At 58.6% G+C, this 25,264-nt stretch carries 23 protein-coding genes and 4 tRNA genes; 17 read left to right on the forward strand and 10 right to left on the reverse strand.

All coding sequences use genetic code 11. The features are described from left to right. Positions 1–2: 2 nt before the first annotated feature. Entirely contained in the window at positions 3–554 is a 552-nt protein-coding gene (locus PSH97_RS08525) for a glutathione peroxidase (RefSeq protein ID WP_305448840.1), read from the forward strand. An 89-nt stretch (positions 555–643) separates the two neighbouring features. Here the strand turns inward: PSH97_RS08525 and PSH97_RS08530 are convergent, their stop codons facing one another. The 3 genes from PSH97_RS08530 to PSH97_RS08540 all read right to left on the reverse strand — a co-directional run bounded on the left by PSH97_RS08530 (position 644) and on the right by PSH97_RS08540 (position 3,045). Continuing rightward, entirely contained in the window at positions 644–1,915 is a 1,272-nt protein-coding gene (locus PSH97_RS08530; RefSeq protein WP_305448841.1) for an OmpP1/FadL family transporter, read from the reverse strand. 147 nt (positions 1,916–2,062) lie between these two features. Then, entirely contained in the window at positions 2,063–2,545 is a 483-nt protein-coding gene (locus PSH97_RS08535) for a hypothetical protein (protein WP_038979731.1), read from the reverse strand. 275 nt (positions 2,546–2,820) lie between these two features. Further along, a complete protein-coding gene (locus PSH97_RS08540; protein ID WP_007898912.1) occupies positions 2,821–3,045 on the reverse strand; it encodes a hypothetical protein in 225 nt (74 codons plus the stop codon). Positions 3,046–4,038: 993 nt separating this feature from the next. Between PSH97_RS08540 and PSH97_RS08545 the strand changes: the two genes are divergently transcribed. Together PSH97_RS08545 and rmuC are read left to right on the forward strand one after the other, a co-directional pair. Beyond that, positions 4,039–4,362: an SEL1-like repeat protein gene (locus PSH97_RS08545; RefSeq protein WP_305448842.1), complete on the forward strand. Its 324-nt coding sequence runs from the start codon at positions 4,039–4,041 to the stop codon at positions 4,360–4,362. 61 nt (positions 4,363–4,423) lie between these two features. After that, complete coding sequence (gene rmuC, locus PSH97_RS08550) at positions 4,424–5,902, forward strand: DNA recombination protein RmuC (protein WP_305448843.1); 1,479 nt, start codon at positions 4,424–4,426, stop codon at positions 5,900–5,902. 117 nt (positions 5,903–6,019) lie between these two features. On the opposite strand, the gene PSH97_RS08555 is transcribed toward rmuC, so the two are convergent. Both PSH97_RS08555 and PSH97_RS08560 read right to left on the reverse strand, forming a co-directional pair. Further along, the gene (locus PSH97_RS08555; protein ID WP_305448844.1) at positions 6,020–9,490 is read right to left on the reverse strand and encodes a hybrid sensor histidine kinase/response regulator; all 3,471 of its coding nucleotides are present in this window, start codon (positions 9,488–9,490) and stop codon (positions 6,020–6,022) included. Between the two features lie 172 nt (positions 9,491–9,662). Beyond that, the gene (locus PSH97_RS08560; protein WP_305448845.1) at positions 9,663–10,202 is read right to left on the reverse strand and encodes a TetR/AcrR family transcriptional regulator; all 540 of its coding nucleotides are present in this window, start codon (positions 10,200–10,202) and stop codon (positions 9,663–9,665) included. A 91-nt stretch (positions 10,203–10,293) separates the two neighbouring features. Between PSH97_RS08560 and PSH97_RS08565 the strand changes: the two genes are divergently transcribed. The 4 genes from PSH97_RS08565 (at position 10,294) to PSH97_RS08580 (ending at position 15,085) form a co-directional block, all read left to right on the forward strand. Beyond that, positions 10,294–11,487 (forward strand): MFS transporter, encoded by a 1,194-nt coding sequence (locus PSH97_RS08565; RefSeq protein ID WP_305448846.1) that lies wholly within the window; start codon positions 10,294–10,296, stop codon positions 11,485–11,487. Positions 11,488–11,529: 42 nt separating this feature from the next. Next, a complete protein-coding gene (locus PSH97_RS08570; RefSeq protein WP_305448847.1) occupies positions 11,530–11,841 on the forward strand; it encodes a cupin domain-containing protein in 312 nt (103 codons plus the stop codon). 105 nt (positions 11,842–11,946) lie between these two features. Next, positions 11,947–13,098 (forward strand): TDT family transporter, encoded by a 1,152-nt coding sequence (locus tag PSH97_RS08575; RefSeq protein WP_305448848.1) that lies wholly within the window; start codon positions 11,947–11,949, stop codon positions 13,096–13,098. 112 nt (positions 13,099–13,210) lie between these two features. Then, positions 13,211–15,085: an MFS transporter gene (locus tag PSH97_RS08580; RefSeq protein ID WP_305448849.1), complete on the forward strand. Its 1,875-nt coding sequence runs from the start codon at positions 13,211–13,213 to the stop codon at positions 15,083–15,085. Between the two features lie 104 nt (positions 15,086–15,189). Here the strand turns inward: PSH97_RS08580 and sugE are convergent, their stop codons facing one another. The 3 genes from sugE to rdgC form a co-directional block, all read right to left on the reverse strand. Continuing rightward, positions 15,190–15,504, reverse strand: coding sequence for a quaternary ammonium compound efflux SMR transporter SugE (sugE, locus tag PSH97_RS08585; RefSeq protein WP_038979745.1), 315 nt, complete (start codon positions 15,502–15,504; stop codon positions 15,190–15,192). Positions 15,505–15,622: 118 nt separating this feature from the next. Then, positions 15,623–16,588, reverse strand: a complete 966-nt coding sequence (locus tag PSH97_RS08590) for a bile acid:sodium symporter family protein (RefSeq protein ID WP_305448850.1) — start codon at positions 16,586–16,588, stop codon at positions 15,623–15,625. A gap of 145 nt (positions 16,589–16,733) precedes the next feature. Next, on the reverse strand, positions 16,734–17,654 hold the full coding sequence (gene rdgC / locus PSH97_RS08595; protein ID WP_052967943.1) for a recombination-associated protein RdgC: 921 nt from the start codon (positions 17,652–17,654) through the stop codon (positions 16,734–16,736). Between the two features lie 160 nt (positions 17,655–17,814). On the opposite strand from rdgC, the gene PSH97_RS08600 reads away from it, so the two are divergent. From PSH97_RS08600 to PSH97_RS08615, 4 genes are all read left to right on the forward strand, one after another. Beyond that, a tRNA-Val gene (locus tag PSH97_RS08600) sits at positions 17,815–17,890 on the forward strand. Positions 17,891–17,908: 18 nt separating this feature from the next. Beyond that, a tRNA-Asp gene (locus PSH97_RS08605) sits at positions 17,909–17,985 on the forward strand. Between the two features lie 187 nt (positions 17,986–18,172). Beyond that, positions 18,173–18,248 (forward strand) — tRNA-Val (locus PSH97_RS08610). 19 nt (positions 18,249–18,267) lie between these two features. After that, a tRNA-Asp gene (locus tag PSH97_RS08615) sits at positions 18,268–18,344 on the forward strand. A 144-nt stretch (positions 18,345–18,488) separates the two neighbouring features. Here the strand turns inward: PSH97_RS08615 and PSH97_RS08620 are convergent. Both PSH97_RS08620 and PSH97_RS08625 read right to left on the reverse strand, forming a co-directional pair. Next, positions 18,489–19,625: a catalase family protein gene (locus PSH97_RS08620; protein WP_305448851.1), complete on the reverse strand. Its 1,137-nt coding sequence runs from the start codon at positions 19,623–19,625 to the stop codon at positions 18,489–18,491. 3 nt (positions 19,626–19,628) lie between these two features. Then, entirely contained in the window at positions 19,629–21,458 is a 1,830-nt protein-coding gene (locus PSH97_RS08625) for a di-heme-cytochrome C peroxidase (protein WP_305448852.1), read from the reverse strand. A gap of 269 nt (positions 21,459–21,727) precedes the next feature. Here PSH97_RS08625 and PSH97_RS08630 point away from each other — a divergent pair, with 269 nt between their 5' ends. The 6 genes from PSH97_RS08630 to PSH97_RS08655 all read left to right on the forward strand — a co-directional run bounded on the left by PSH97_RS08630 (position 21,728) and on the right by PSH97_RS08655 (position 25,237). Then, entirely contained in the window at positions 21,728–22,441 is a 714-nt protein-coding gene (locus PSH97_RS08630) for an FKBP-type peptidyl-prolyl cis-trans isomerase (RefSeq protein WP_305448853.1), read from the forward strand. A gap of 295 nt (positions 22,442–22,736) precedes the next feature. Further along, a complete protein-coding gene (locus PSH97_RS08635; protein ID WP_305448854.1) occupies positions 22,737–23,192 on the forward strand; it encodes a YkvA family protein in 456 nt (151 codons plus the stop codon). Between the two features lie 115 nt (positions 23,193–23,307). After that, positions 23,308–23,649 (forward strand): helix-turn-helix domain-containing protein, encoded by a 342-nt coding sequence (locus PSH97_RS08640; RefSeq protein ID WP_030131674.1) that lies wholly within the window; start codon positions 23,308–23,310, stop codon positions 23,647–23,649. Further along, on the forward strand, positions 23,646–24,017 hold the full coding sequence (locus PSH97_RS08645) for a hypothetical protein (RefSeq protein ID WP_007898892.1): 372 nt from the start codon (positions 23,646–23,648) through the stop codon (positions 24,015–24,017). The genes PSH97_RS08640 and PSH97_RS08645 overlap by 4 nt, the downstream gene beginning before the upstream one ends. Further along, the gene (locus PSH97_RS08650; RefSeq protein WP_305448855.1) at positions 24,018–24,425 is read left to right on the forward strand and encodes an SEL1-like repeat protein; all 408 of its coding nucleotides are present in this window, start codon (positions 24,018–24,020) and stop codon (positions 24,423–24,425) included. Positions 24,426–24,913: 488 nt separating this feature from the next. After that, a complete protein-coding gene (locus PSH97_RS08655; protein ID WP_305448856.1) occupies positions 24,914–25,237 on the forward strand; it encodes a hypothetical protein in 324 nt (107 codons plus the stop codon). Positions 25,238–25,264: the final 27 nt, after the last annotated feature.

Genomic DNA, 25,264 nt, shown 5'->3' on the forward strand with positions numbered 1-25,264 from the left:
ACATGCTGATGCGCTGGCTTGCAGTTCCCGCGTTGTTGATGGCTTTTACCGGGTTGGCCCTGGCGGCGGAATGCCCGGAGTTGCTACAAGGCTCATTGCCCAAGCTGCGTGCCAAGGAATCCATCGATCTGTGCCAGCGCTTCGCCGGCAAGCCGCTGGTGGTGGTCAATACCGCGAGCTTCTGTGGTTTCGCCCCGCAGTTCAAAGGCCTTGAGGCGTTGTATCAGCGTTACAAGGATCAAGGGCTTGAGGTGGTCGGTGTTCCGTCCAATGACTTCAAGCAAGAGTCCAAAGATGGCGCAGAGACTGCCAAGGTCTGTTACGTGAACTACGGCGTGACCTTCACCATGACCGAGCCGCAGAAAGTCCGCGGTAATGACGCAACGCATTTGTTCAAGGTCCTTGCTGAACAAAGCAGTGCGCCAAAGTGGAATTTCTACAAGTATGTGGTCGATCGCCAAGGCAAGGTGGTCGCCAATTTCTCCAGCCTGACCAAACCGGATAATCCCGAATTCATCGAGGCGGTGGAGAAAGCCCTGGCCTCGAAACTCTGATCGACGGCCACTAAAAAGCCCCGCCTCTGTACAAGAGTGCGGGGCTTTTTCAATTCAGGCGGCGAGTGATTCAAGTTCGCCGTGAATCATCAGAAACGGTAGGTCGCGCCGACACCGAAACCGTTCGCCCGGTTTTCATACTTGGCGTTGTAGGTCTGGCCACGGTTGTTGCTGTTGTTGATCTTGACCGACTCTTCATGCAGGTACGAGTACGCCACGTCGATGGTCAGGTCGTCGGTCGGGCTCCAGCCGGCGCCCAGACTGAAAATCTTGCGATCGCCTGTCGGGATGCGTGGGGAACGATCGACGTTGTTGGTCGGTGCCTGGTCAATGGACAGACCGGTACGCAGTACCCATTGCTTGTTCAGCTGGTAGGACGCGCCGATGGCGTGAGCCCAGGTGTCGTGCCAGTTCTGCTCTTCGGTGATGGTGCCGAATTGGCCATTCAGGATGGTCGGAACACCTTTGTTTTCGACGGTGATTTCTTTCAGGCGGCTCCAGCGAGTCCAGGTGCTGCCTGCATAGAGGGTCCACTTGTCGTTCAGCTCATGAGTGACCGAGAAATCCACCGACTCAGGCGTGGTCAGGTCCAGCGAAGCATCGTACTTCTGGTTTGGGCTCTGGCCCACGGCCGCGAGGACGTTGTAATCGACCTTGGTGTCGCCTTCGAGCTTGTACTTCACTTTCGAGTGATAGGTCAGACCGACGCGCGTGCTGTCGGTGGCTTGAACCAGCACGCCGATGTTGTAGCCCAGCGCGGTGTCGTCACCCTTGATCTTGACCTTGCCGTCCGGCGCGGCCTGGGTAATCGACAGATTCGATTCCAGGGTGCCCTCGATACGGTTGATGGTCGGGCCGAAGCCGATCGATACCTTGTCGTTGAAGGCGTAGCTGACTGTCGGTTGCAAAGTGATGACTTTCACTTCGCTCTTGCTGCCGAAGTAACGGCCAGCAAAGCCGTTCTCGTAGTCGGTCACCAGACCGAACGGGGCATACATGCCAATGCCGAATGCCCAATGTTCATCGATTGGCTTGACGTAGTAGCCCATTGGTACGGCAACGAGGGGAACCATGTCACCATCGTTGCTGCCGCTGTTCGGGCTGGAACTGGCGTCGCTGATGTCAGTGCGTGCGTCGAGCAGTGCAGCGCCGCCGGTCACTTGTTCGCGCTTGAGGCGAGACATACCGGCAGGGTTGCCAAAAATGGTGCTTGCGTCGTCGGCAGAGGAAGATCGCCCGGCAAAACCTGTGCCCATCCCGCTGATGCTTTGTTCGTTGAGGGCAAAGCCACTTGCGAAGATCTGGGTGGATGCCAAGGCAACGGCGAAGCTAAGGGTTGTTTTGAGCATTACTTTTTTCATTATTAGAACTCTTGGTGATCACCGGGGCGAAAATTACCAACATTTTCGTCTGGGCGCTATAGCCTGTAACGCTTGATTTAGAGCGGTTTTGTAGGACAATCCGACCAAAATCGCGACATGTTGTGCGATCTTTCGGAAACGGGTGGATCAGCAGGCGACCTGATTCAATGATGAAACACAGGTTTGCCAGGCGTAGGTGAAATCTCGCAGACGACCTTGGGGCTGGAAAGTCTGGCGCCAGATTCGGGCCATTCCCAGTAGATCATCGGAGGCGGGGAGGGGGGTGTTCTGTTCTTCCACCAGCAGCCAGGCGATGGCGGTGGCGTAACGCAGGTTGACGGTCAATTCCAGGTGCGGCCCACTGAGAAAAGCATGCTGGCTGGCGAGGCCGCGGACCAGACTTGCCCGATCCGGATCCAGGGCCAGATAGTGATCCCATAAGGCTTGGTGGCGGGGTTCGGCGATTCGGTACAGGCCGTGTCCACGGCGGTCATGCAGGGCTGAACCAAGGGCTGACTGACTGGCGGCAATGCCCAGCAGCAGGGATTCGGCAGTTGCGCTATGGCGTCCGAGGTAGATCAACGTCGGACGGATCACATAACGACACAGTTCGCTGGCAGCGATTCCCATAAAGCCCTCGAAACCTGAAGTGGTCGGCGATACCTGAAGGGGGCCTTGGCAGCAATGGATCGATTCAGGCTCGCCGGAAGCGGATCAAGCCGCTTGAGTTGAAGTGTAGTGTCATTATTTTGCTGTAAAGGACTGTTTTTAAAATATTTCTGGCTTCGAGTTATAACCGTTATATCGGTTGGTGCTTAGCCGTAGGCCACGAAATGAGAAATATCGGGCAATAAAAAGCCCCGCTTTTCAGCAGGGCTTTTGAGGTTTTCAGCCTTTCTGGCGTCTCAGGCAACCAGTGCCTGGCGAGTACGCTCGATCACAGCCTGCAGCGGTTCTGCGCTGGAGTATTGATCAGGGTACAGGCGTTCGCTGTGACGAGCGATACCGTGTTCGTTGACCAGAGTGAAGCTGAAGCAGCCTTTGCGAGCGGCCATAATCAGGCAGTTCATTGGAGCAAAAGCGTTGGTTAGGGTGCGAATGGCATCCTGAGTGTGGATTTGAGTGGACATAATTGGTGTTCCTACAAGCGACACGGATAAGAACCGTGCAAAGTTAAAACGTTCCAGTGACGACGACCACCATTGGTCGAACGAAGAACCCGACTGGAACAAAGCAGCCAGTTTGAAGCGCTGATAAATTGGCGCGCTTGGGCTGGCAGGTAGGTACTTAGGAGGGCAGGCAACACATCAAGGGCAAAGGTTCTGGGCCCGAGGTGAAGATCCTGATCAATTTGCAGGCTGGTTCGGTCAGAGTAAGTGAGCTTGGCAACACCCTTTGCTTTCGATTCAAAGGCTGTGTTGGCGCAAGATTTACCTGGAAACCATCGAGGTGGTCGATCCCGTTTTGTCGGTGGAGGCTTCTCTTAGGGAAGGCTGACCGGGGGATTTGTTCGACCAGAATTGACTTTCAGCTTGGTACTAACGCCGCGGATACTAACGGATTGAATGGCCGAAGGGAAGTCTGTTCGCAAAAAAGATCGCTGGAGTGCCTGCCGTCCAGACCCGGCTGATCGATTGGAAGAGCCCTTCGGCAGATCCTGCGCCCCGTAATAGCCCAGAACCCGACCGTCGATACGAGAGGACGATCGAGCCAGGATCAATCTGTAGCGCGGGTTGCCCTGGTTTTGTCCCCAGACCTTACCTGAAAACGCGCCGAAAAAGCGCATCGATATAACCGCCTTGCAGGTACTTGTGCACATAAGTTGCGCGAACTGTCATCCCACTGTCATCCTCGCCTCAATGGGAGTGGGTGCCTGTAATGAAAATTTAAGTCAATGAAAAACATCGCTTTTTTTTACTGGTGAAAAAATCGTCAGTTTGACTGCGAGCCCCACACCACACGGCTTTGCGCGAGTTCAAAGGCGGTTGTCCACTGAGTTATCCACAGCTTCTGTGGATTGTCCCAAGCGCTTGCTCTAGGACGGGCGTGCAGGCTTTTTTCGACTTTACCTGTACGAAAAAAAGAGTAGAGTGGCGCGCCTCCGATCTGCCCCACAGTGCTTTATGAAGTTTCGCTCAGTATCAGTCACTGCTACCTCAACAACCCTCAGTGTTACCCAACCCAAGCGCTTTTCGATGCGCGTGGCTGAGTGGTTACTCGACAGCCCGCGCCTGGGCGAAAACTCCAACGTCAAACATTTCGCCGGACGCTTGCTCAAGCAGCCTGCCCGTGAAGGCGTGGTGGCTGCGCAAAGCCGTCTCGGCCAGCTGATGTGCCGCGAATGCGGTAACGCCCGGGATCGCCGCATCGGCCAGGAGCTATTGCGTCAGGCCGCCCGTGCGGGCGACCGACGCGCGCAACAGGAACTCGGCCTGAGCGAAGACTGAGCTGTCCAAGACCTGACGCCTTGGTTAACCTTCACGCTTTATCGAATGGGCAGGAGTGGCTATGGCGATGGACTTGACCAGCGCATTGCTGGGTCTGGCGGGCGCTGGGCTGCCGTTACTGGTACTGGCCTGGCAACTTCAGCGTCGGGCGAGTGCGGGGCAGGCCGAGCTGGCGCTACTGGAAGAGCGCCTTGCCATTGCCCAGCTGACACAGGATGGCTTGAATGCTCAGCTTGACACCTGCCGTGATGAAATCGCTGACCTGAGCCAGGCCAACGCCTCCAAACAGGCCGACTTGGCCGCCGTGCGCCGTGAAGTCGAACTGCTCCAGATCGAACGCGACGACGCTCGCGACGCGGCCCACGCCTGGAACATCGAACGCGCCGGCAAAGAGGCTGAGCTGCGTCGTCTCGACGCCCAGGCTGCCTCCCTTAACGCCGAGCTGCGCGAGCAGCAGGAAAGCCATCAGCAGCGCCTCAACGACCTTCAAGGCTCGCGAGACGAACTGCGCGCGCAATTCGCCGAGCTGGCGGGCAAGATCTTCGACGAGCGTGAACAGCGTTTTGCCGAAACCAGTCAGCAGCGCTTGGGGCAGTTGCTCGATCCGTTGAAGGAACGTATCCAGTCGTTCGAAAAGCGCGTTGAGGAAAGCTATCAGGCTGAAGCGCGCGAGCGTTTTTCCCTGGCCAAGGAACTGGAGCGGCTGCAACAACTGAACCTGCGCCTGAGCGACGAAGCCACCAATTTGACGCACGCCTTGAAAGGGCAGAAAACCCAAGGCAACTGGGGCGAACTGATTCTGGAGCGGGTGCTTGAGCATGCGGGTCTGGAGAAGGGGCGCGAGTACCAGACTCAGGTCAATCTCAAGGGGCCGGACGGTGAGCGTTTCCAGCCGGATGTGATTATTTATCTGCCCGGCGACAAGCAGGTCGTGGTCGATTCCAAGGTCAGCCTCACGGCTTATCAGCAATATGTGGCGGCCGAGGACGATGCCATCGGCCAGATTGCCATCAAGCAGCATGTACTGTCTCTGCGCAGTCACGTCAAAGGCTTGGCCGGCAAGGACTACAAGCGGCTCGACGGCTTGCACAGCCTGGATTTCGTTCTGCTTTTCGTCCCGATCGAAGCGGCGTTTTCTGCAGCGTTGCAAGCTGAGCCGACGCTGTTTCAGGAGGCATTCGACCGCAATATCGTGATCGTCAGTCCGACCACGTTGCTGGCCACTTTGCGGGTCATCGACAGCCTGTGGAAGCAGGAGCGCCAGAGCCAGAACGCCCGGGAAATCGCCGAGCGCGCCGGTTGGCTATACGACAAGTTCGTGTTGTTTATTCAGGATCTGGATGAAGTCGGCAATCGCCTGCAGCAACTGGATAAAGCCTACAGCTCTGCACGCAATAAGCTGACAGAAGGCCGCGGCAACCTGGTCAGTCGCAGCGAGCAACTCAAGTTGCTGGGCGCGCGGGCCAGCAAGAGCTTGCCCGCGGACTTGCTGGAGCGGGCGATGACGGATGTCGATGGCTTGGCCGAACTGCCCGAATAAAGAGCAAAAGATCGCAGCCTTCGGCAGCTCCTACATTGACCGCGTGGAAACCCGATCCTGTAGGAGCTGCCGAAGGCTGCGATCTTTTCGAAGACAACACAGACCTCAATCATCACCCTACAACGGCAAATGCCGACTCAACAACGCCCGCAACGCCGCCGGTTTCACCGGTTTGGCCAGGTAATCCAGGCCCGCGGCATGCACCTGCGCCACTGTCTCCGGCCGACCATCGGCACTGATCACCACGCCCGGCACCGGCTCGCCCAGTTGCGTGCGTAACCAAGCCATCAACTCGGTCCCGGTCTCGCCATCGTCCAAGTGGTAATCAACCAGTGCCAATTGCGGACGCATCCCGTCGCCAAGCAGCGTCGCGCATTCCTCACGGTTGCGCGCGGTCCAGACCTGGCAACCCCAGCGGGTGAGCAAGCTGTTCATGCCGATCAGGATGCTGTCTTCGTTATCGATACACAGCACCTGCGCGCCGCTGAGCAAGTGGCCATTGAGTTCGGCAACCTTGGCCGGCGTCGCGGTTTGTGCCCGAGCCAGCGGCACGCTGACACTGAACACGCTGCCGCGACCCGGCCAGGAACGCACGCGCAAGGTGTGACCCAGCACGCGACACAGCCCATCGGCAATCGCCAGGCCCAGGCCCAGACCTTTCTCGGCCCGGGTCTGGTGGCTATCGAGGCGTTTGAACTCTTCGAAAATCACCTGCAGTTTGTCTTCCGCAATGCCCGGTCCACGGTCCCAAACCTCCAGACACAGCTCGCTATTGCGCCGCCGAACGCCGAGCAGCACCGGGCCTTTGGCGTAGCGGAAGGCATTGGTCAGGAAGTTCTGCAAAATCCGCCGAAGCAGTTTGATGTCACTGTCGACCCGCAGCGCGCTGCCCCTGACGCGAAATTTCAGCCCCTGTTCCTGCGCCAGTGCCTTGAATTCGGCGCCTAGCGTATGGAATAAATCATTGAGCTCGAAGGGCTTGCGATCAGGGTTGATCTTGCCGTTTTCCAGGCGGGAAATGTCCAGCAGGTCGCTGATCAGGTCCTCGGCCGAGCGCAGAGAACTGTCCAGGTGATGAACCAGTTTCCGGGCTTCACCGGATAAGTTTTCCTCCTGGTGGGAGAGGGCGGCAGAGAACAGTCGCGCAGCGTTCAGTGGTTGCATCAAGTCATGGCTGACGGCGGCCAGGAAACGGGTTTTGGATTGGTTGGCCGATTCGGCGATGCCTTTGGCTTCGGTCAGGGCAACGTTGAGTTGCGACAGCTCGTGGGTCCGTTCGGTGACCCGTTGCTCGAGGCCTTCGTTCGCTTCGGTCAGCGCCTGCTCGGCCTCGCGGAACGCGGTGATGTCGGTGAAGCTCATGACGAAACCGCCACCGGGCATCGGGTTACCGATCAGCTCGATCACTCGACCATTGGGGAACAACCGCTCGGAGGTATGGGCTCGGCCCTGACGCATCCAGTGCAAGCGCCGGGCGACGTGCACTTCAGCTTCGCCGGGGCCGCACAGACCGCGCTCGGCGTTGTAGCGAATAATGTCGGCAATCGGCCGGCCCACGCTGATCAAACCGTCGGGGTAATTGAAGAGTTCAAGATAACGCCGGTTCCAGGCCACCAGTTTCAACGACTGGTCGACCACGCTGATGCCCTGGGTGATGTTCTCGATGGCACCTTGCAGCAAGGCGCGGTTGAACTGCAGCACTTCTGAAGTTTCGTCGGCGATCCGCACGACATCCTCGAGTTGCATTTCCCGACCTTCGATGGCGGCTTTTACCACCGCCCGGGTCGAAGATGCGCCGAGTACGCCGGCCAGCAAGCGTTCGGTATGGGCGATCCATTCACCGTCCGCGTTCTGGTTCGGGTTGAAGCCTTTGCCCTGACGGTAGGCGAAACGGATGAAGCTCTGACGAGCCCGCTCTTCGCCGACAAAACGGGCGGCCAGTTGCAGCAAGTCGTTGATCTGTACCGCCAGCATCGAGCGGGCGCTCGGGCGGGCACTGATTTCCTGACCGATGAAGCGGCCGGCCTGCCAGTGCTCCGAAACCCGCGTGCGTGACAGTAGCGAGACCCAGGCGAACAAGGTGAAGTTGCCCGCCAGGGACAGCACCACGCCTTGAGTCAGCGGCGTGATCGGCAGGTTCAACGGGTTGCCTTGCAGCCATGCCAGCCCCGGAAAACTGCTCAGGGACAAGCCGAGACTCTTGGCGGCGATCGGCAACACCAGGGTGTAGAACCAGAGGAACGTCCCAGCGGCCAGCCCCGCGAACACCCCACGACGGTTAGCCTGTTTCCAGTACAGCGCGCCGAGCATGGCCGGGGCCAGTTGGGTCACGGCGGCGAAGGCGATCTGGCCGATGGTTGCCAGACTTGCGGTGGAGCCCAGCAGTCGATAACTGACGTAGGCCAGCAGCAGAATGACCACGATGCTCACCCGGCGCACCGACAGCATCCATTGGCGGAACACTTCGAACGGCCGCTCGGCGTTGTTACGCCGCAGCAACCACGGCAGCAGCAGGTCGTTGGAAAGCATGGTCGACAACGCCACGCTGGCCACGATCACCATGCCGGTCGCCGCCGAAGCGCCACCGATAAACGCCAGCATCGCCAAGGCGGGGTGAGATTCGGCCAGCGGCAGGCTGATGACGAATGAGTCCGGCAGCACCGAACTGGGCAGCATCATCTGACCGGCCAGCGCGATTGGCACGACAAACAACGCCGCCAGTGCCAGATAGGCCGGGAACACCCACTTGGCCAATCGCAGATCCTGAGGATCGATGTTTTCCACCACCGTCACATGGAACTGGCGGGGCAGGCAGATGATCGCCATCATCGCCACGCCGGTTTGCACCACCATGGACGGCCAGTTGATGGTTTCTTTCCAGTACGCTTCGAGGCGCGGGGCGAGCATGGCCTGGTCGAACAGGTCGTCGAAACCGTCGTACAGGCCATAGGTCACGAACGCGCCGACCGCGAGAAAAGCGAACAGTTTGACCAGCGATTCAAAGGCAATCGCCATTACCATGCCGCGGTGGTGTTCCGTGGCATCGAGGTTGCGGGTGCCGAAAACGATGGTGAACAGCGCCAGCACCAGCGACACGATCAGCGCCGTGTCCTGCGCGCGCGTGCCCATGGCATCGGCTCCGGCGCCGATCAGCAGGTTCACGCCGAGCACAATGCCTTTGAGTTGCAAGGCGATATAGGGCAATACACCGACCAGACAGATCAGCGCCACCACCACCGCCAGCGATTGGGATTTACCGTAGCGGGCGGCGATGAAGTCGGCGATGGAGGTGATGTTTTCCTGCTTGCTGATCATCACCATTTTTTGCAGAACCCACGGCGCACACACCAGCAGCAGGATCGGCCCGAGGTAGATCGGCAGGAATGACCAGAGTTGTTCGGCCGCCTGGCCCACGGCGCCAAAGAATGTCCAACTGGTGCAATAAACGGCCAGCGACAAGCTGTACACCCAGGCACGCACCCGTGGCGGCAACGGCGTGCTGCGCCGGTCGCCGTAAAAGGCGATAGCGAACAGGATGGCCATATAGGCCAGGGCGACGGTGGCGATCAGCCCGATGGACAGCGACATGGGAACTCCAGGCAAAAGACATCCGGGGCTCCGCCCGGTCAGGACAGTCTCGCATGACCGCATGAGTTAGTCAGTGTCGACCAAGGTCGTGGCGTGGCTGGGTGTCGCAGGTTGGGAGACTGCCAGATCTTTGGTGTCTGTGCGGCCTGTGGGAGCCTGCTCGCGATGGCGGTTACTGACTCAACGCAATATCGATCAACCGATGCAGTTCTTCAACCTCCAGCGCCTGCGCCGCAAACAGGATGCGAAACACCGTCGGCGCCACCACCATATTGATCAGTTGATCGACATTTGGCTTCGGCTGATCGGGATAGCGATCCAGAATCGTCTGCAACTGCCCGCCAATGATCGTCACGCAATAGCCCGGCGTAGCGCTGGATTGCACGTCGCGCATCATGTTGCGTCCGGGCTCGGAACTCATTTCGTCCAGATACTGCTCCGCCCAGGCCCGCACGTCACCGCGCAGGCTGCCGGTATTGGCCGGTTCACTGTCGGGGCGCATGCGGGCGAGGGCGACGTCGGCCAGCAGCACCGACAGATCACCCCAGCGCCGGTAAATGGTTGATGGCGTCACACCGGCCCGGGCAGCGATTTGCGGCACGGTCACGCTCGCGCGATCCTGCTCTTCGAGGAGCGCGCGGACTGCCGAATGAATCGACTCTTGCACCCTGGCGCTGCGGCCACCAGGACGTAAACCTTCTTTAATAGCCATACGGCGGACCTTAACACAAAGAATTTGCTTTAAGCGTTTACCAGTAGCACACTCCGCAAAAGCAAAAAGTTAGCTTTTGCGGAGTGTGCTTATGTCCCGTTTAACATCAAACCGTTCCAGCCTGTGGTTTCTGGCGATCACCTTACTCAGTTTTCTCGCCGCTTCCACCGCGCCAACGCCGTTGTATCACTTGTATCAAGAACACCTGCAGTTCTCGGCAGCGACCTTGACCCTGATTTTCGGCGTTTACGCCCTCAGCTTGCTGGCGGCGTTGCTCACGGTCGGTTCGCTTTCGGATTATCTGGGGCGCAAACCGGTGATTTTTACTGCCGTATTGCTGAACATGCTGGCGATGTTGCTGTTTATCAATGCCGACAGCGTCGCTTGGCTGATCAGTGCGCGGGTCCTGCAGGGTTTTGCCACGGGCATGGCCACCGCCGTCTTGAGTGCGGCGCTGCTGGACACCGACCGTCAGCAGGGGCCAATGGTCAACAGTGTGGCGCCGTTGCTGGGCATGGCGCTGGGTGCCATGGGCTGCGGCGTGTTGGCCGAGTTTGCTCCGCTGCCGCTGCAATTGACGTATTGGGTGCTGTTCGCGCTGTTTGTGATGCAAGCACTGTACGTCTGGCGCCTGCCGGAAAGCGTCACACGGCAATCGGGTGTCTGGGCCTCGCTGCGCCCGACGCTGCATGTACCGATTCAAGCGCGGCGTATGTTGTGGCGGGTGCTGCCGATAGATCTAGCAGTGTGGGCGCTCGGCGGTTTTTTCGCCTCTTTGGCGCCGTCTCTGGTGCGGACCGCCACCGGGTCCACCTCGAATCTGATTGGCGGGGCGACGGTGGCCGTACTGACGGTGACCGGCGCCTTGACGATCTACAGCTTGCGCAATCGGTCGGCCGACAAAGTCTTGCTGTTGGGCGCTAGCCTGCTGCCGGCAGGCGTTGCGCTGATTCTGCTGGCGGTGCACAGCGCCAGCCTGCCGTTGTTTTTCTTCGGCACCCTGGTGGCGGGCGGCGGGTTTGGCGCGGGCTTCCTGGGTGCCCTGCGAAGCATTGTGCCGCTGGCCTTGCCTCATGAGCGTGCGGGTTTGATGTCCGCGTTTTATGTGCTCAGTTACCTGGCGTTCTGTTTGCCGTCGTTGCTGGCCGGCAGTCTGACGCGGACCTTTGGGCTCGTGGCCACCACCGATGGTTATGGGGCGGTGCTGATCATCTTGTCGCTCGGTGCGCTGGTCGGGTTGATGCGTGAGCAGTCTGTCGAAGTCTGTGGCGTCGATGTTCGATGACCGTTAGCCTTGGCTCCGCCATTCATTTCGACGGACCGACCCATGAAGATCATCCGCAGCAAATCCTTCACCGCTGACCGCGCCTGGGCGGCGCTGGACATCGCTAACATGAACGGCATCACCACCCGTTTGCACTGGACCGATCAGCCTTACAAATGGCACATCAACGATGGCCAGGAAGTGTTCGTGGTGCTCGATGGCCAAGTGCAGATGCGTTATCGCGAAGAAGGCCTGGAAAAGGAAACGCTACTCGAAGTCGGCGATATTTTTTATGCGTCGGTGGGCACCGAGCATGTGGCTCATCCACTGGGCGTGGCACGGATATTGGTGATAGAGACTGAAGGTAGCGTCTGATTCAATATCTGTAAAACAGATAACTGTTAGAGATATTACCCGTTATATCGATATTCGATTCGGATCTACCATGAGCTCCACCTCACGAGAGGACAGGAGTTCACCATGACCTGCACCCATAGCGTTAAACCCGGTATCAAACCGCTCAGTCATTTGCAGCACCCTCGAGAAGCCATCCGCCAATTCACTCCCAACTGGTTTGCAGCGACCATGGGCACGGGCGTATTGGCGCTCGCGCTTGCGCAATTGCCGGTGTCGAATCCCGGTCTGCATGCCTTTGCCGAAGGCCTGTGGCTGTTCAATATTGTTCTGTTTGTTGTGTTCACGGCCATGTATGCCGCCCGTTGGGTCATGTTCTTCGACGAGGCGCGGCGGATTTTTGGGCACTCCACGGTTTCGATGTTTTTCGGCACCATTCCCATGGGGCTTGCGACCATCATCAATGGCTTTCTGCTGTTCGGTTTGCCGCGCTGGGGCGACGGTGTGATTCATCTCGCCGAAATGCTGTGGTGGCTGGACGTGGCCATGTCACTGGCCTGCGGCGTGTTGATTCCCTACATGATGTTCACCCGCCAGGAGCACAGCATCGACCAGATGACCGCCGTCTGGCTGTTGCCAGTGGTGGCGGCGGAAGTGGCGGCTGTCAGCGGCGGCTTGCTGGCGCCACACCTGGCCGATGCTCATTCACAACTGGTGGTGTTGGTGACCAGCTACGTGCTCTGGGCGTTTTCCCTACCGGTGGCGTTCAGCATTCTGACTATCCTGTTGTTGCGCATGGCGTTGCATAAATTGCCCCATGAAAATATGGCTGCTTCGAGCTGGCTGGCCCTTGGGCCGATTGGCACGGGTGCACTGGGGATGTTGCTGTTGGGAGCCGACACGCCAGCGATCTTTGCCGCCAATGGTCTGCCGGGTATCGGCGAGATTGCCGCAGGGCTTGGCTTGGTGGCCGGCATCACGCTGTGGGGCTTCGGGCTCTGGTGGATGCTGGTGGCGTTGTTGATCACCGTGCGTTATTTGCGCGCCGGTATCCCGTTCAACCTCGGCTGGTGGGGCTTCACTTTCCCGCTGGGTGTCTATTCCCTGGCTACGCTGAAACTGGCCGGCACCTTGAACCTGATGTTTTTCAGTGCCTTTGGTTGCGTGTTGGTCGCGTTGCTGGCGTTGTTGTGGCTGATTGTCGCCAACCGTACGGTGCAAGGCGCGTGGCGGGGCGAGTTGTTCGTTTCGCCGTGCATTGCAGGATTAAAGAAATAACCGGCGAAGATTAGGTAATCTGTGGCCTGGATCGACGTTCGACATTCCAAAAACAGTATCCACGCCACTCTCTACCTAACATCAGCTACCCAACATCAGGGACACATGGAAGATGAGTCACCCCTCACAGTTCACCTTGCTCCGCACTCGGCGCTTTCTGCCGTTTTTTGTCACGCAGTCCCTCGGGGCCTTCAACGACAACATCTTCAAGCAGTCCCTGATCCTCGCCATTTTGTACCGGCTGACTATCGAGGGTGACCGTTCGATCTGGGTCAACTTGTGTGCGTTGCTGTTTATCCTGCCGTTCTTCCTGTTCTCGGCCTTGGCCGGGCAATTCGGGGAAAAGTTCGCCAAGGACGCGCTGATCCGTCTGATCAAGCTCGGGGAAATCGTCATCATGGCGGTGGGCGCGGTCGGTTTCATGTTCGATCACCTGTCACTGATGCTGGTGGCGCTGTTTGCCATGGGCACCCACTCGGCGCTGTTCGGGCCGGTGAAGTACTCGATCCTGCCGCAGGCTTTGCGCGAAGAGGAGCTGGTGGGCGGCAACGGTCTGGTGGAAATGGGCACCTTCCTGGCGATTCTTGCCGGGACGATTGGTGCCGGGATCATGATGTCCGCCAGCAACTACGCGCCGGTCGTGTCCACGGCAATCATCGGGATCGCGGTGCTCGGTTACCTGGCCAGCCTCAACATTCCTCGGGCCGCGGCGGCATCGCCGGAAATGCGTTTGAACTGGAACATTTTCAGCCAGTCCTGGGCCACCTTGAAGCTGGGCCTTGGGCAAACCCCTGCGGTATCGCGTTCGATCGTCGGCAACTCATGGTTCTGGTTTGTCGGGGCGATTTATCTGACGCAGATTCCGGCGTATGCCAAGGAATGGATGCACGGCGACGAGACTGTGGTAACGCTGATTCTCACGGTGTTCTCAGTCGGTATCGCACTGGGGTCGATGCTCTGCGAGAAACTTTCCGGGCGCAAAGTCGAGATCGGTCTGGTGCCGTTTGGCTCATTCGGTCTGACGGTGTTTGGCCTGCTACTGTGGTGGCACTCAGGCGGAATTCCGGACAGCGTTGCCGGCCATGGCTGGATCGAAGTCCTTGGGTTCGGTCACGCCTGGCTGGTGTTGATCGACATCCTCGGGCTTGGTGTCTTCGGCGGTTTCTACATCGTGCCGCTGTATGCGCTGATCCAGTCGCGCACCGTCGAGAATGAGCGTGCGCGGGTGATCGCTGCGAACAACATTCTTAACGCCCTGTTCATGGTGGTCTCGGCGATTGTGTCGATTGCCTTGCTGAGCCTCGCCAAGCTGTCGATCCCGCAGCTGTTCCTGGTGGTGTCGCTGCTGAACATCGGTGTTAACGCTTATATCTTCAAAATCGTCCCTGAGTTCAGCATGCGCTTCATGATCTGGCTGCTCGGCCATTCCATGTACCGTGTCGAGCATCGCAACCTGGAACTGATTCCCGATGAAGGCGCGGCATTGCTGGTTTGCAACCATGTGTCGTTCGTCGATGCCTTGCTGATTGGCGGCGCAGTGCGTCGGCCGATCCGCTTTGTGATGTATTACAAGATCTACAACCTGCCGGTCCTGAACTTCATCTTCCGCACGGCCGGGACGATTCCGATCGCAGGGCGTCAGGAAGACATTCAGATCTACGAAAAAGCCTTCACTCGCATCGCCCAATACCTGAAGGACGGCGAGTTGGTGTGCATTTTCCCTGAGGGCAAGTTGACCGCTGATGGTGAGATCAACGAGTTCAAGGGCGGGCTGACGCGGATTCTCGAAGAAACGCCGGTGCCGGTGATTCCGCTGGCATTGCAGGGGTTGTGGGGGAGTTTCTTCAGCCGTGATCCAGACAAAGGCGTGTTTCGTAGGTTGTGGTCGCGGGTGACCCTGGTGGCGGGGCCGGCGGTGGCCGTTGAAGTGGCTGAGCCGGCGACATTGCAAGCGTTGGTGGGGGATTTGCGTGGGACCGTCAGGTAGTCGGTGACTTTGCGGGCCTCTTCGCGAGCAAGCCCGCTCCCACATTAGTCCTGCGAACACAGGTCAAGTGTGGGAGCGGGCTTGCTCGCGAAAGCGGTAGAGGCCTAAGCGCTAACCTTGAGCCCAACCAACCCGGCAATGATCAACGCCACACTGGCCAGCCGAAACAGCGCCATGGATTCGCCAAACAAAATGATCCCGGCGATCACGGTGCCCACCGCACCCACGCCAGTCCAGACCGCATAGGCCGTGCCCAGCGGCAATTCCTTCATGGCAAGGCCCAGCAGGCCAAGGCTGATCGCCATGGCGGCAATGGTCAGTGCAGTAGGAAGAGGGCGGCTGAAACCGTCGGTGTATTTCAGGCCGACGGCCCAGCCGACTTCGAACAGGCCGGCGAAAAACAGAATGATCCAGGACATCACAGACCTCATCGATGGATGGGGTCGTCCCCGGACTAATGACTCGAACGAGCCGCGAGGTCGTCCCCGCGTTGCGCAATAGAGTGCCCATCATTAACCCGAGGATCAAGTTTTCGGCTTAGTCAGCCACCTGCTGAGCAGCGATTTTCCGATCCTCTATCTCGCTCATACGACGGAAATAGGTGGAGAGCAGCGCCCCGGAAATGTTGTGCCAGACGCTGAACAATGCGCTCGGCACCGCCGCCAGCGGCGAGAAGTGCGCACTGGCCAGTGCCGCGCCCAGGCCGGAGTTCTGCATGCCGACTTCCAGTGCCAGGGATTTGCGCTGGGCCAGCGGCAGGTTGAACACACGTCCGGTGAAGTAACCCAGCAAATAGCCGAAGCTGTTGTGCAACATCACCACGGCCATGATCAGCAGGCCGGACTCGGCAATCTTCGCCTGGCTGGCGGCCACCACGGCAGTGACGATGATCACGATGCTCACCACCGACACCAGTGGCAACACGTCTACCGCGTGACGCACCCGATCACCGAGTACACGCTGGGCAACCACGCCGAGCACGATTGGCAGCAGCACGACTTGCAGGATCGACCAGAACAGCTCCATGAACGACACCGGCAACCAGGCCGAGGCCAGCAGCCAGATCAGGGCTGGTGTCAGCAGTGGAGCGAGGAGGGTGGTGACGGCGGCGATGGCCACCGACAACGCCAGATCGCCACGCGCCAGCCAGGTCATCACATTCGACGAAGTGCCGCTCGGGCAGCAGCCGACCAGAATCACACCGACGGCGATTTCCGGCGGCAGGTGGAAAACCTGGCAGAGCAACCACGCCACACCGGGCATGATCACGAAATGGGCGACCACGCCCAGTGCCACGCGCCACGGATGGCGAGCGACTTCGGCGAAGTCTTCGAGCTTGAGGGTCAGGCCCATGCCGAACATCACCAGTCCCAGCAGCGGCACGATGGCGCCTTTCAAGCCGATGAACCAGGTCGGTTGCAGAAACGCCACGACGGCGAAAATCAGTACCCAGTAAGCGAAGGTGTTGCCGACAAAACGACTCAATGCAGCCAGTGCGCGCATGGCCTGATCCCTATTATTAAGTAGCACCACAAAACTAATGTGGGAGCGAGCCTGCTCGCGATGAGGGACTGACATTCAACATTGATGTTGACTGAAACTCCGCTATCGCGAGCAGGCTCGCTCCCACAGGGGCAATCATTTGCCTTTAGATACCTTGCGGTGTCTCTTCACCACCCAGCGCTTCAACCATCGACGGCAGGAAGTCGCCGAAAGTCAGCATCATCAGGGTGAAGCTCGCGTCCAGTTGGCCCAGGGCTTCGTCGCCACCGTCCTGTTCCGCCTGATCTTGCAGCAGGTCTTCGAACTTCAGGCGCTTGACCACCATTTTGTCGTCGAGCACGAACGACAGTTTGTCCTGCCAGGCCAGCGATAGTTGAGTGACCACTTTGCCGGTGCTCAGGTGCAGCTGGATTTCTTCGCTGGTCAGGTCCTGACGCTTGCAGCGCACGATGCCGCCGTCTTCGTGGGTATCGCGCAGTTCGCACTCGTCCAGCACGAAGAAATCATTCGCGGCTTTCTGCGTGGTGACCCACTCGGTCATGGTGGCGGTCGGCGACATCTTCACCGTCAGCGGACGTACTGGCAGCGAGCCGATCACTTCGCGCAGAGTGGACAGCAGGTCTTCGGCACGTTTCGGGCTGGCCGAGTTAACCAGGATCAGGCCCTGTTTCGGCGCGATAGCGGCGAAGGTTGACGAGCGGCGGATAAAGGCGCGGGGCAGGAAGGCCTGGATGATTTCATCCTTGATCTGATCGCGTTCCTTTTTGTAGACCTTGCGCATTTGCTCGGCTTCGATCTCTTCGACCTTTTCCTTCACAGCGTCACGCACGACACTGCCCGGCAGAATGCGTTCTTCCTTACGGGCGGCGATCAGCAGGAAGTCGCCGCTGATGTGCACCAGCGGCGCGTCTTCGCCCTTGCCGAATGGCGCAACGAAACCGTAGGTGGTCAACTCCTGGCTTGCACATGGACGCGCCAGTTTGGTGGCCAGTGCAGTTTCCAACGCCTCGGCATCAAAAGGCAGATCTTGGGTCAGGCGATAGATAAGCAGGTTTTTGAACCACATGGGGTGAGTCTCTCCTTCATACAAAGGGGGGCATTATTGTCCTCCGTGTGCCATAGGCCAACCCTTCTCTAAGCCTTTGGAAGGCCTGAGAAAATTAATTAAAAAAGTGCTTGCCAGAGGTTGGGGCGCTCCGTAGAATGCGCGCCACACCGAAAGTGAAGGGTGATTAGCTCAGCTGGGAGAGCGTCTGCCTTACAAGCAGAATGTCGGCGGTTCGATCCCGTCATCACCCACCATTCGCTTTAGTGTTACGCGCAGCGGTAGTTCAGTCGGTTAGAATACCGGCCTGTCACGCCGGGGGTCGCGGGTTCGAGTCCCGTCCGCTGCGCCATATTCGGTAACCTGGAACGCTGAACGCCAGGTCACCACGGAAAAGCCCGCTAACGCGGGTTTTTTTCTGTCTGAAGTTCCTGCAGGGTGTGTCGTTTTAACGGTTTTCAAATTTTTTGATTTTTTTATCAATTAAATCAACACTTTATGAAAATCTGTGGCACAATGCGCCCCGCAACGAAGGTAAAGGGTGATTAGCTCAGCTGGGAGAGCGTCTGCCTTACAAGCAGAATGTCGGCGGTTCGATCCCGTCATCACCCACCACTTACTTTCAACGCTACGCGCAGCGGTAGTTCAGTCGGTTAGAATACCGGCCTGTCACGCCGGGGGTCGCGGGTTCGAGTCCCGTCCGCTGCGCCATATTCGGTATCTGGAACGCTGAACGCCAGATCACCACAGAAAGCCCGCTTAATGCGGGCTTTTTGCTGTCTGGGATTTGGCTTTGTGCTGGCCTTCCACTGAAAAAGCGACCTGCTCGGGTCGCTTTTTTCGTTTCTACCTTGCTTATTGTTCGGCGTTGCGACTGTGCCGGTAGTCGCTGACGGCCTCATACACCGCTTTGCGCAACCGGTTGATCCCGCCAATCGGCCGATGGGCTTCAAGGCCGAACCATGGATTGAACGACAGGTTGTCGCATTGCAGGTTCAGCGCCGGGGTGTCGAAATCCTGGGCAGGCAGTTTGATCCTGGCTACGGTTTCGAAGGGTGCGTCGCTTTCGCTCCACTCGATACTGGTGTCTTCGATCGGCATGTACTTGCCCGCATCCTGACGCTGGATCTGCAAAACGAAACACGCCGGCACCCGGTCAGTCGATAACTGCTGGTTCAACGCGCTACGCAGGAAGTTCGGCAGGTTCTGATTTTGCGTGGGCAGTGCGTAGGCCGGGCAGCTATCAGGATCCGGCATCACCCGGAATTTGGCGTTGGCCTCACCGAACTTGTATGGCGAAACCGAAAAGTAAGTGGTCTGCGTCGGGCTTGCCGGGGCAGGGGAGAGCGTCGCCAGCGCAATAAACAGATGGCGAACCTGCCAGGTGCGCGGGTCCCAGCCCGGGAAGAACGCCATCGCCTTTTTGCCATCAGCCTGAGCGGCCACATTCTGACGATACTCCGCGACATCGCTGACAAAGAAGTTCGGATGGTTGAACATCACGAAATCCTGTTCGTTGCGCCCTTGTCGGTCACTCAGCAACTGTTTACCAGGCACATCGAACAGTTTGATCGCCATGCCCCGAGCATCGCGGATGCTGTCGAACTGCGGATACGCATTGCCATTGGACAGCCGTATCGTCGCTTGCCAGGTTTTGCCGGGCTCGCTGAAAACGCCTTGGCGTAACGCCGTCGCCAGATCCGGCAGCACCTGAACCTCGGCCTTTACGCAGCCATGGGCCTTGGCATGGGCATCGCGCAGGTAGCGAGTACTTTCACGGTGTTGATCGACGATACGCACGGCCGTCTGGATGATGTCCTGGGTCATTGCCGCTTCGCCGTCCGGAATCAGTTCTTCAGCCGATACCGGGCCGCGATGCTGCCAGGCGGACCAGGCCATGATCAGCGCCCAACCGAGCAGGCCCAGACCCAGCAACCACAGCAGGGTTTTGCCGAGGAAGGCGCCCAGGCGCAACCAGAGAGTGATCAGCATGGGTCAATCCTTTTGAGTGAGCTGGGTGGCCAATTGCGACTCCAAAGGGCCGCCTAACACTTTCAAGTACTCCAGCAGCGCCCAGCGTTCCTCCGGTTGCAGCAGGCGACCAATCACGCCATTGCCGCGCTCGCCAGCGCGGAATTCGTGGCCGCTGTTGTGATTGCCGGTGATGCGCGTGTCGAACTCGAATCCGTTGGGAAAGGCTTCGGTACGATAGCCCAGGTGTTTGGGATCGTATTCGAAGGTGCCTTTGTAGAAGGTGATCGGACGTTCAGCCTGGGGCGAAAGCAGTTGATAGATGCTCGGCACCGAACCGTTATGCAGAAACGGCGGCGTGGCCCAGACGCCCGCCAGTGGTCGGGCCTTGTAGCTGCGCAATTCCTGGACGCCGATAGGCAGGCCGAAACCGTCCAGGTTCGGTCGCTCCGCGGGTGTCACATTGGCTGCGCGGTAGGCCTGGTTGCTCACGAAAGCAGTGACATAGGCTAGCCCCTTGGCCACTGACAACTGGCTCATATCCAAGGGTTCTGTGGGTTTGGGGTGCAGTTTTACGTCCAGTTGCGCCAGTTCTGCCGGATCCCACTGCAAGGCAGTGAGATCGAAGCGATGGTCGGCAATATTGTTGGCCGCGCCGGGATCTGTACCGATCACCTCCACGGGCAGCAATTTCAGATGTTGCACCGGCCTGCCTTCGCTTTGGGTGACGCGGGGTACGTGACACCCGGCGCAGTTTTCAGCGAATAGAACGCTGCCTTTTGCGGCCAGGGGCTTGTCGATGTTGCCCAACAGGGCTTCCGGCCAGGCAGGCGGTTTGAGTCGTTGCAGGGTTTCTTCGATCTGGTGCAGATCGCGTACCCGGACGCTGGACGGGTAGCGGTCGTCGCCCTTGAGCGGCTGCCCGCTGCTGTCGAAGAAATTCAGCGTGGCGCCCACACCCAAGGCTTCACCGATATTACGGGCCATCGGTTGCTGCGCCGACCCGTTCCACTGCACCCAGTCGAAGGTCCACATGTCCCACAGTTGCGGGTAGTCCACCGGAGCGTTGGCCACGCGGTAGTTGGCGGGTGAAATCGCGTCGCCGAAGCTGGCGTTGGCAATTCGCCCGAAGGCATCGGTGCGGCCGGGGCCTTCTTCGGTGGGGTAGAGGCCGCGATGGGTATCGTTCCAGGCCACTTTCAAGAAGGTATCGAGTGAGACTTTAAAATCCCGGCGTAGTTGTTGATGCCGTGCGTCGTAGTCCTGACCCAGAACGTTGCGGGCGAAACGTTCGAATTTCCAGGGGTTGTAGTAAGTCGAGGCGAGGCTGGCCACCAGTGCCTGGCCGAAGCTGCCGCCTCGCAGGGTCGGAACGCTGGATGGCAATACATGCTGGGCCGAGCCGCCGTCGATGCGTACGGCTTGGCCATTGAAGCGCAATTCGCCGGTGTGGCAGGCGGCGCAGGTGATGTCCAGAAACTCGTCCTGGCTGCCGGGGTTTTGATGACGGGCAAAACCGACGGGCAGGTTACCAGGGTTGTTCGGCGTGGCTTTCTGGCTCGGGTCGATCAGAAAACCAAAGCGTGCGAGGTATTCGGGAGCGGCGAATCGTTTTTGCGAGAAGGGCAATTCCAGGGCGTTGAACCAGTCATAACGCAAGCCTTTGACCTGGGTACCTTGAGGTGTGAAGTAGTAAGCCTGGCGGTCGGCGGCGCTCCATTGCTCCAGGTAATTCACCTGTTGCGCCGGTGACCAAACCGGCAATTTCGGGTTGGCGACGTAATACAGCACTACGGCGAGGCCTAGCCCCAACAGTACTGCGATCAGAATCAGCAAACGGAATATGAGGCGCACGATAAACATCCTTGTCAATTTGTAGCTCTCTTATGCCTCAGCTGGCGAAGTGCGGCAAGAGGCCATTACGCCAGAGGCTGTGGGAACCGGCCCTTGAGTCTATAAGAGCCAAATGACAGAAGCTTCATCCTTCTATAGCCGAAATGCGTTTAAACCCCTGAACTTATCAGACGTTTCCTGCTCTCATGCCGGTAGCCATTGGTCGTGGCGGCCTGATAAGCTCGCGGCTTTACTCGATTGCCCTTTAGGCGCATGAACAAGGAAATAGCATGAAACAGCATCGGTTGGCGGCGGCGGTGGCCCTGGTTGGCCTGGTACTTGCGGGTTGTGATTCGCAGACCAGCGTAGAGCTGAAAACCCCGGCGCAAAAAGCTTCCTACGGTATCGGCCTGAACATGGGCAAAAGCCTGGCTCAGGAAGGCATGGATGATCTGGATTCCAAAGCGGTAGCCCAGGGCATCGAAGATGCCGTCGGCAAGAAAGAACAGAAGCTGAAAGATGAAGAGTTGGTCGAAGCCTTCGCTGCACTGCAAAAGCGTGCTGAAGAGCGTCTGACCAAGATGAGCGAAGAGGCGGCAGCCGCCGGCAAGAAATTCCTCGAAGAAAACGGCAAGAAAGCGGGTGTCACCACCACGGCTTCCGGCCTGCAATACGAAGTGGTCAAGAAGGCCGATGGCGCTCAGCCTAAGCCGACCGACGTAGTGACTGTTCACTACACCGGTAAGCTGACCAACGGCACCGTTTTCGACAGTTCCGTCGAGCGCGGCAGCCCGATCGATCTGCCGGTCAGCGGTGTGATTCCGGGTTGGGTCGAAGGTCTGCAACTGATGCACGTTGGCGAGAAGTACAAACTGTACATCCCTAGCGAACTGGCTTACGGCGCCCAAAGCCCAAGCCCTGCGATTCCAGCCAACTCGGTGCTGGTATTCGACCTGGAGCTGCTGGGGATCAAGGATCCAGCGAAACAAGACGCTGCCCAGTAATCCGCGTCTGCTCTGAAAACAACGCCTCGCTTATGCGGGGCGTTGTTGTATCTGGCGTTAAGCGAAGGTAAACAAACCGAACAGATGCGGGTACGCTGGAGTCATAGCCATTGAGGGCGCCTGAGGTAGACGGGCTGGAGCGCCAAGTCAATGAAATCTTGGGTTTTTTTATGTGAGTAAAAAACGCCCGATCTGAGTCAGGCCCTTATGAAACGGGGCTTTCAGCGATGAAATGCAGCTCTGTTCACAAGGTTATCCACAATTTGTGTGGATAACATTTCAGCGGGAGGAAAAGATGAAAATGCCCTGGAATTTCGCCCGTTTCCTGCCACTGGCCGGGCGCCTGCTCGCCCGTGGCCGTTTGCCTACCTTGCTGTTTGCGGTTGCCAGCAAAAGTGCCAGCCAGGGTAATCGTCTGGGCAAGCTCAAAGACGATCTGCGCCTGTTGCAGGCACTCTGCCTGGCTTACTGGCGTGGCGAATACCGGGCCATCAGCCCCAAAGCACTGCTTTCGGTGGTGGCCGGCCTGATGTATTTCCTGAGCCCGGTGGATGCCATCCCGGATTTCATCCCGGTATTCGGCATGCTCGACGACATTGCCGTGCTGGCCTGGTTGATGAAAGTCCTCGATGACGAGCTCAACGCCTTCCGCGCCTGGCGCGAGCGCCAGCTGCCGGAGAAGCTCGCGGTAGTCGAACGCTTGCCTGATACCCCCGAACAATTACAGCTGCAGGGCCCGAAAAAAAACTGAGCCAATTCAGAATCGTCCATATATTCATACCCCCCCGCGACCTTGGCCGCTGTTAGGATTACACTTCTAAGGAAAAGCGCCGACTCGCTAAGTGTCGTTGTCCTACGGGGTAGTCATGGATATTCAGATAATTACACGCGAAGGCGAGCCCGAATATGCGGTTCTGCCATGGGCTCAGTATCAGGCTCTACTGAAAGCAGCAGGCATCAAGCAACAACCACCGCGTGACGCCACAGTGCCTCCCGCGGCGGCACCAGACCAGATTCTTCCGGGTCTGGATCAACTACGCAATTTGCGCGAAGGGAAGGGCATCGCCATTGAGGCGCTGGCCCGCACGGTAGGCATCAGCCCGTCATATCTCGCCTTGATCGAAAGCGGTGAGCGTCAACCCGACGCTGCTATTCGCCGCAGCCTCGCCTGGGAATTGACGGTGCCAGGATGGAGGGATGAATCGTGAGCGTACGCATCAGTCGTCAACATTGGGATGGATTGCTGGGGGAGCTGGATCAGGCGCGTCGTCAGCGCCATCTTTTGACTTATCGGGCGTTGCTGGAGCGTTTGCAGCTACCCACGCCGGCCATGCAAACCTTGACCGCAGCCCTTGAGCACCTGGCCGCGCTGGATGCCAGAGCCGAGCAGCCGTTGCGCAGCTCGTTGGTGATCAGCCAAGGCGCCAGTCGCTTGCCGCGCACTGGTTTCTTCGAATGTGTCGAGCGCCTCGGGCGCTTCTCCGGACCGTCCGATGGCGTGGCTGCCGCGTCCTGGCATGCCTCGGAAGTGGTGCGGGTGTTCGAATACGAGTACCCCGAGTCGGCAGAAGCCTGAGTGTTTTTACGACTCAAGGCGCGGGCCGGTTACTGGCTGGCCCGCCGGTTGTTTCACTGGTCGTGGTTTGTGCGTCAACCGCGAGGCTGGAGCTGGCTCGAGGGCCAGTTCGCGCGTATGGCGAACCTGGGCGATGTCGGCGCCCAGAGCTTCTACGGCCACATTCTGGTCTTTCGCGGCGTTGGTCTTGGGGCTCGCGAGGAAGGCGGGCGATTACTGCGCCTGGCCGCGTTGGCGGGGGATGGCAAGGCGGCGTATCAGGTTGGCGTGATCAGCCTGGCGGGGACGCCGAGCAAGGCGCCGGATGCGGTGGAAGCAGCTCGCTGGTGGGAAATGGCAGCGAAGGCCGGGCATCCGCTGGCCGAACTCAAATTGAAAGAGTTGGCGTCTCGTGATTCTGTAGATTAAACAATTGCATGTCTGACAAACGAACGTGGCGTGAGGGAAACCGCTCGCCACGTTTGCGTTTCTGCCTGCTTGTGGATTAATTGAGTGATCATTAGCGAATCGCCCTACATCAACATCATCCTTTCCCGACTTCTTTCCTGATCGATCCCCCGCAAAGTCTCGCGCGTTTATTGCCGGGCAGATCCATCGGAGAATTCCTTCAAGTTGTAGCGATTTGCATGAACTGGTGCGCGATGCGCTCCATCGATAGTCTTGGGGGCGTCACTGCAAATTCAGTGACAGGGCGTGGAAGCCCTTCTATCGTTAGGCGCATCAAACGCCACCAGTTCGGCGTTTTTTATCGTCTGTGTTTTATGGTGGCTGTGCGCGGGGCGCTTTCGAGTGCGCCGGGTGCCTAACGTCCCGGTCTTCCACACCTGCGTACAGCCGCCACCTATTGCGTGGAAGTGATTTCTGGCGGCTCCAATCCATACGTTAGGAATCAAACAATGACAGCAATTACCCCTGATCCACCCTACGAAAAACCAATTCCCCACCCCAAAAGCCGCTTCATGGCGCTCACCAGCAACTGCACCGACATGCCCACGCTGTTTGTCGATACCCACGCGCCACTCGATATTTTGTCCGACGCTGCCAGCTATCGAATTCGCGCCGTCACCCAAGTACTTGAGAACCTGTCCATGCGCGGCTCAGTCGAGTGTGATTCGACGATACTCAGCGACTTTGCCTTGCTATGCGCTATTCCGTTGCGCGATGGCTGCGATGAGCTGGATGTGATTGGGCGGCGGTTGCGGGCGCGGTCTTCGGAGTAGCGCCGCGCGATTTTGTGGCGAGGGAGC

Origin of the sequence: Pseudomonas cucumis (assembly GCF_030687935.1) — a bacterium.
In the GTDB taxonomy this organism is placed as follows: domain Bacteria; phylum Pseudomonadota; class Gammaproteobacteria; order Pseudomonadales; family Pseudomonadaceae; genus Aquipseudomonas; species Aquipseudomonas cucumis.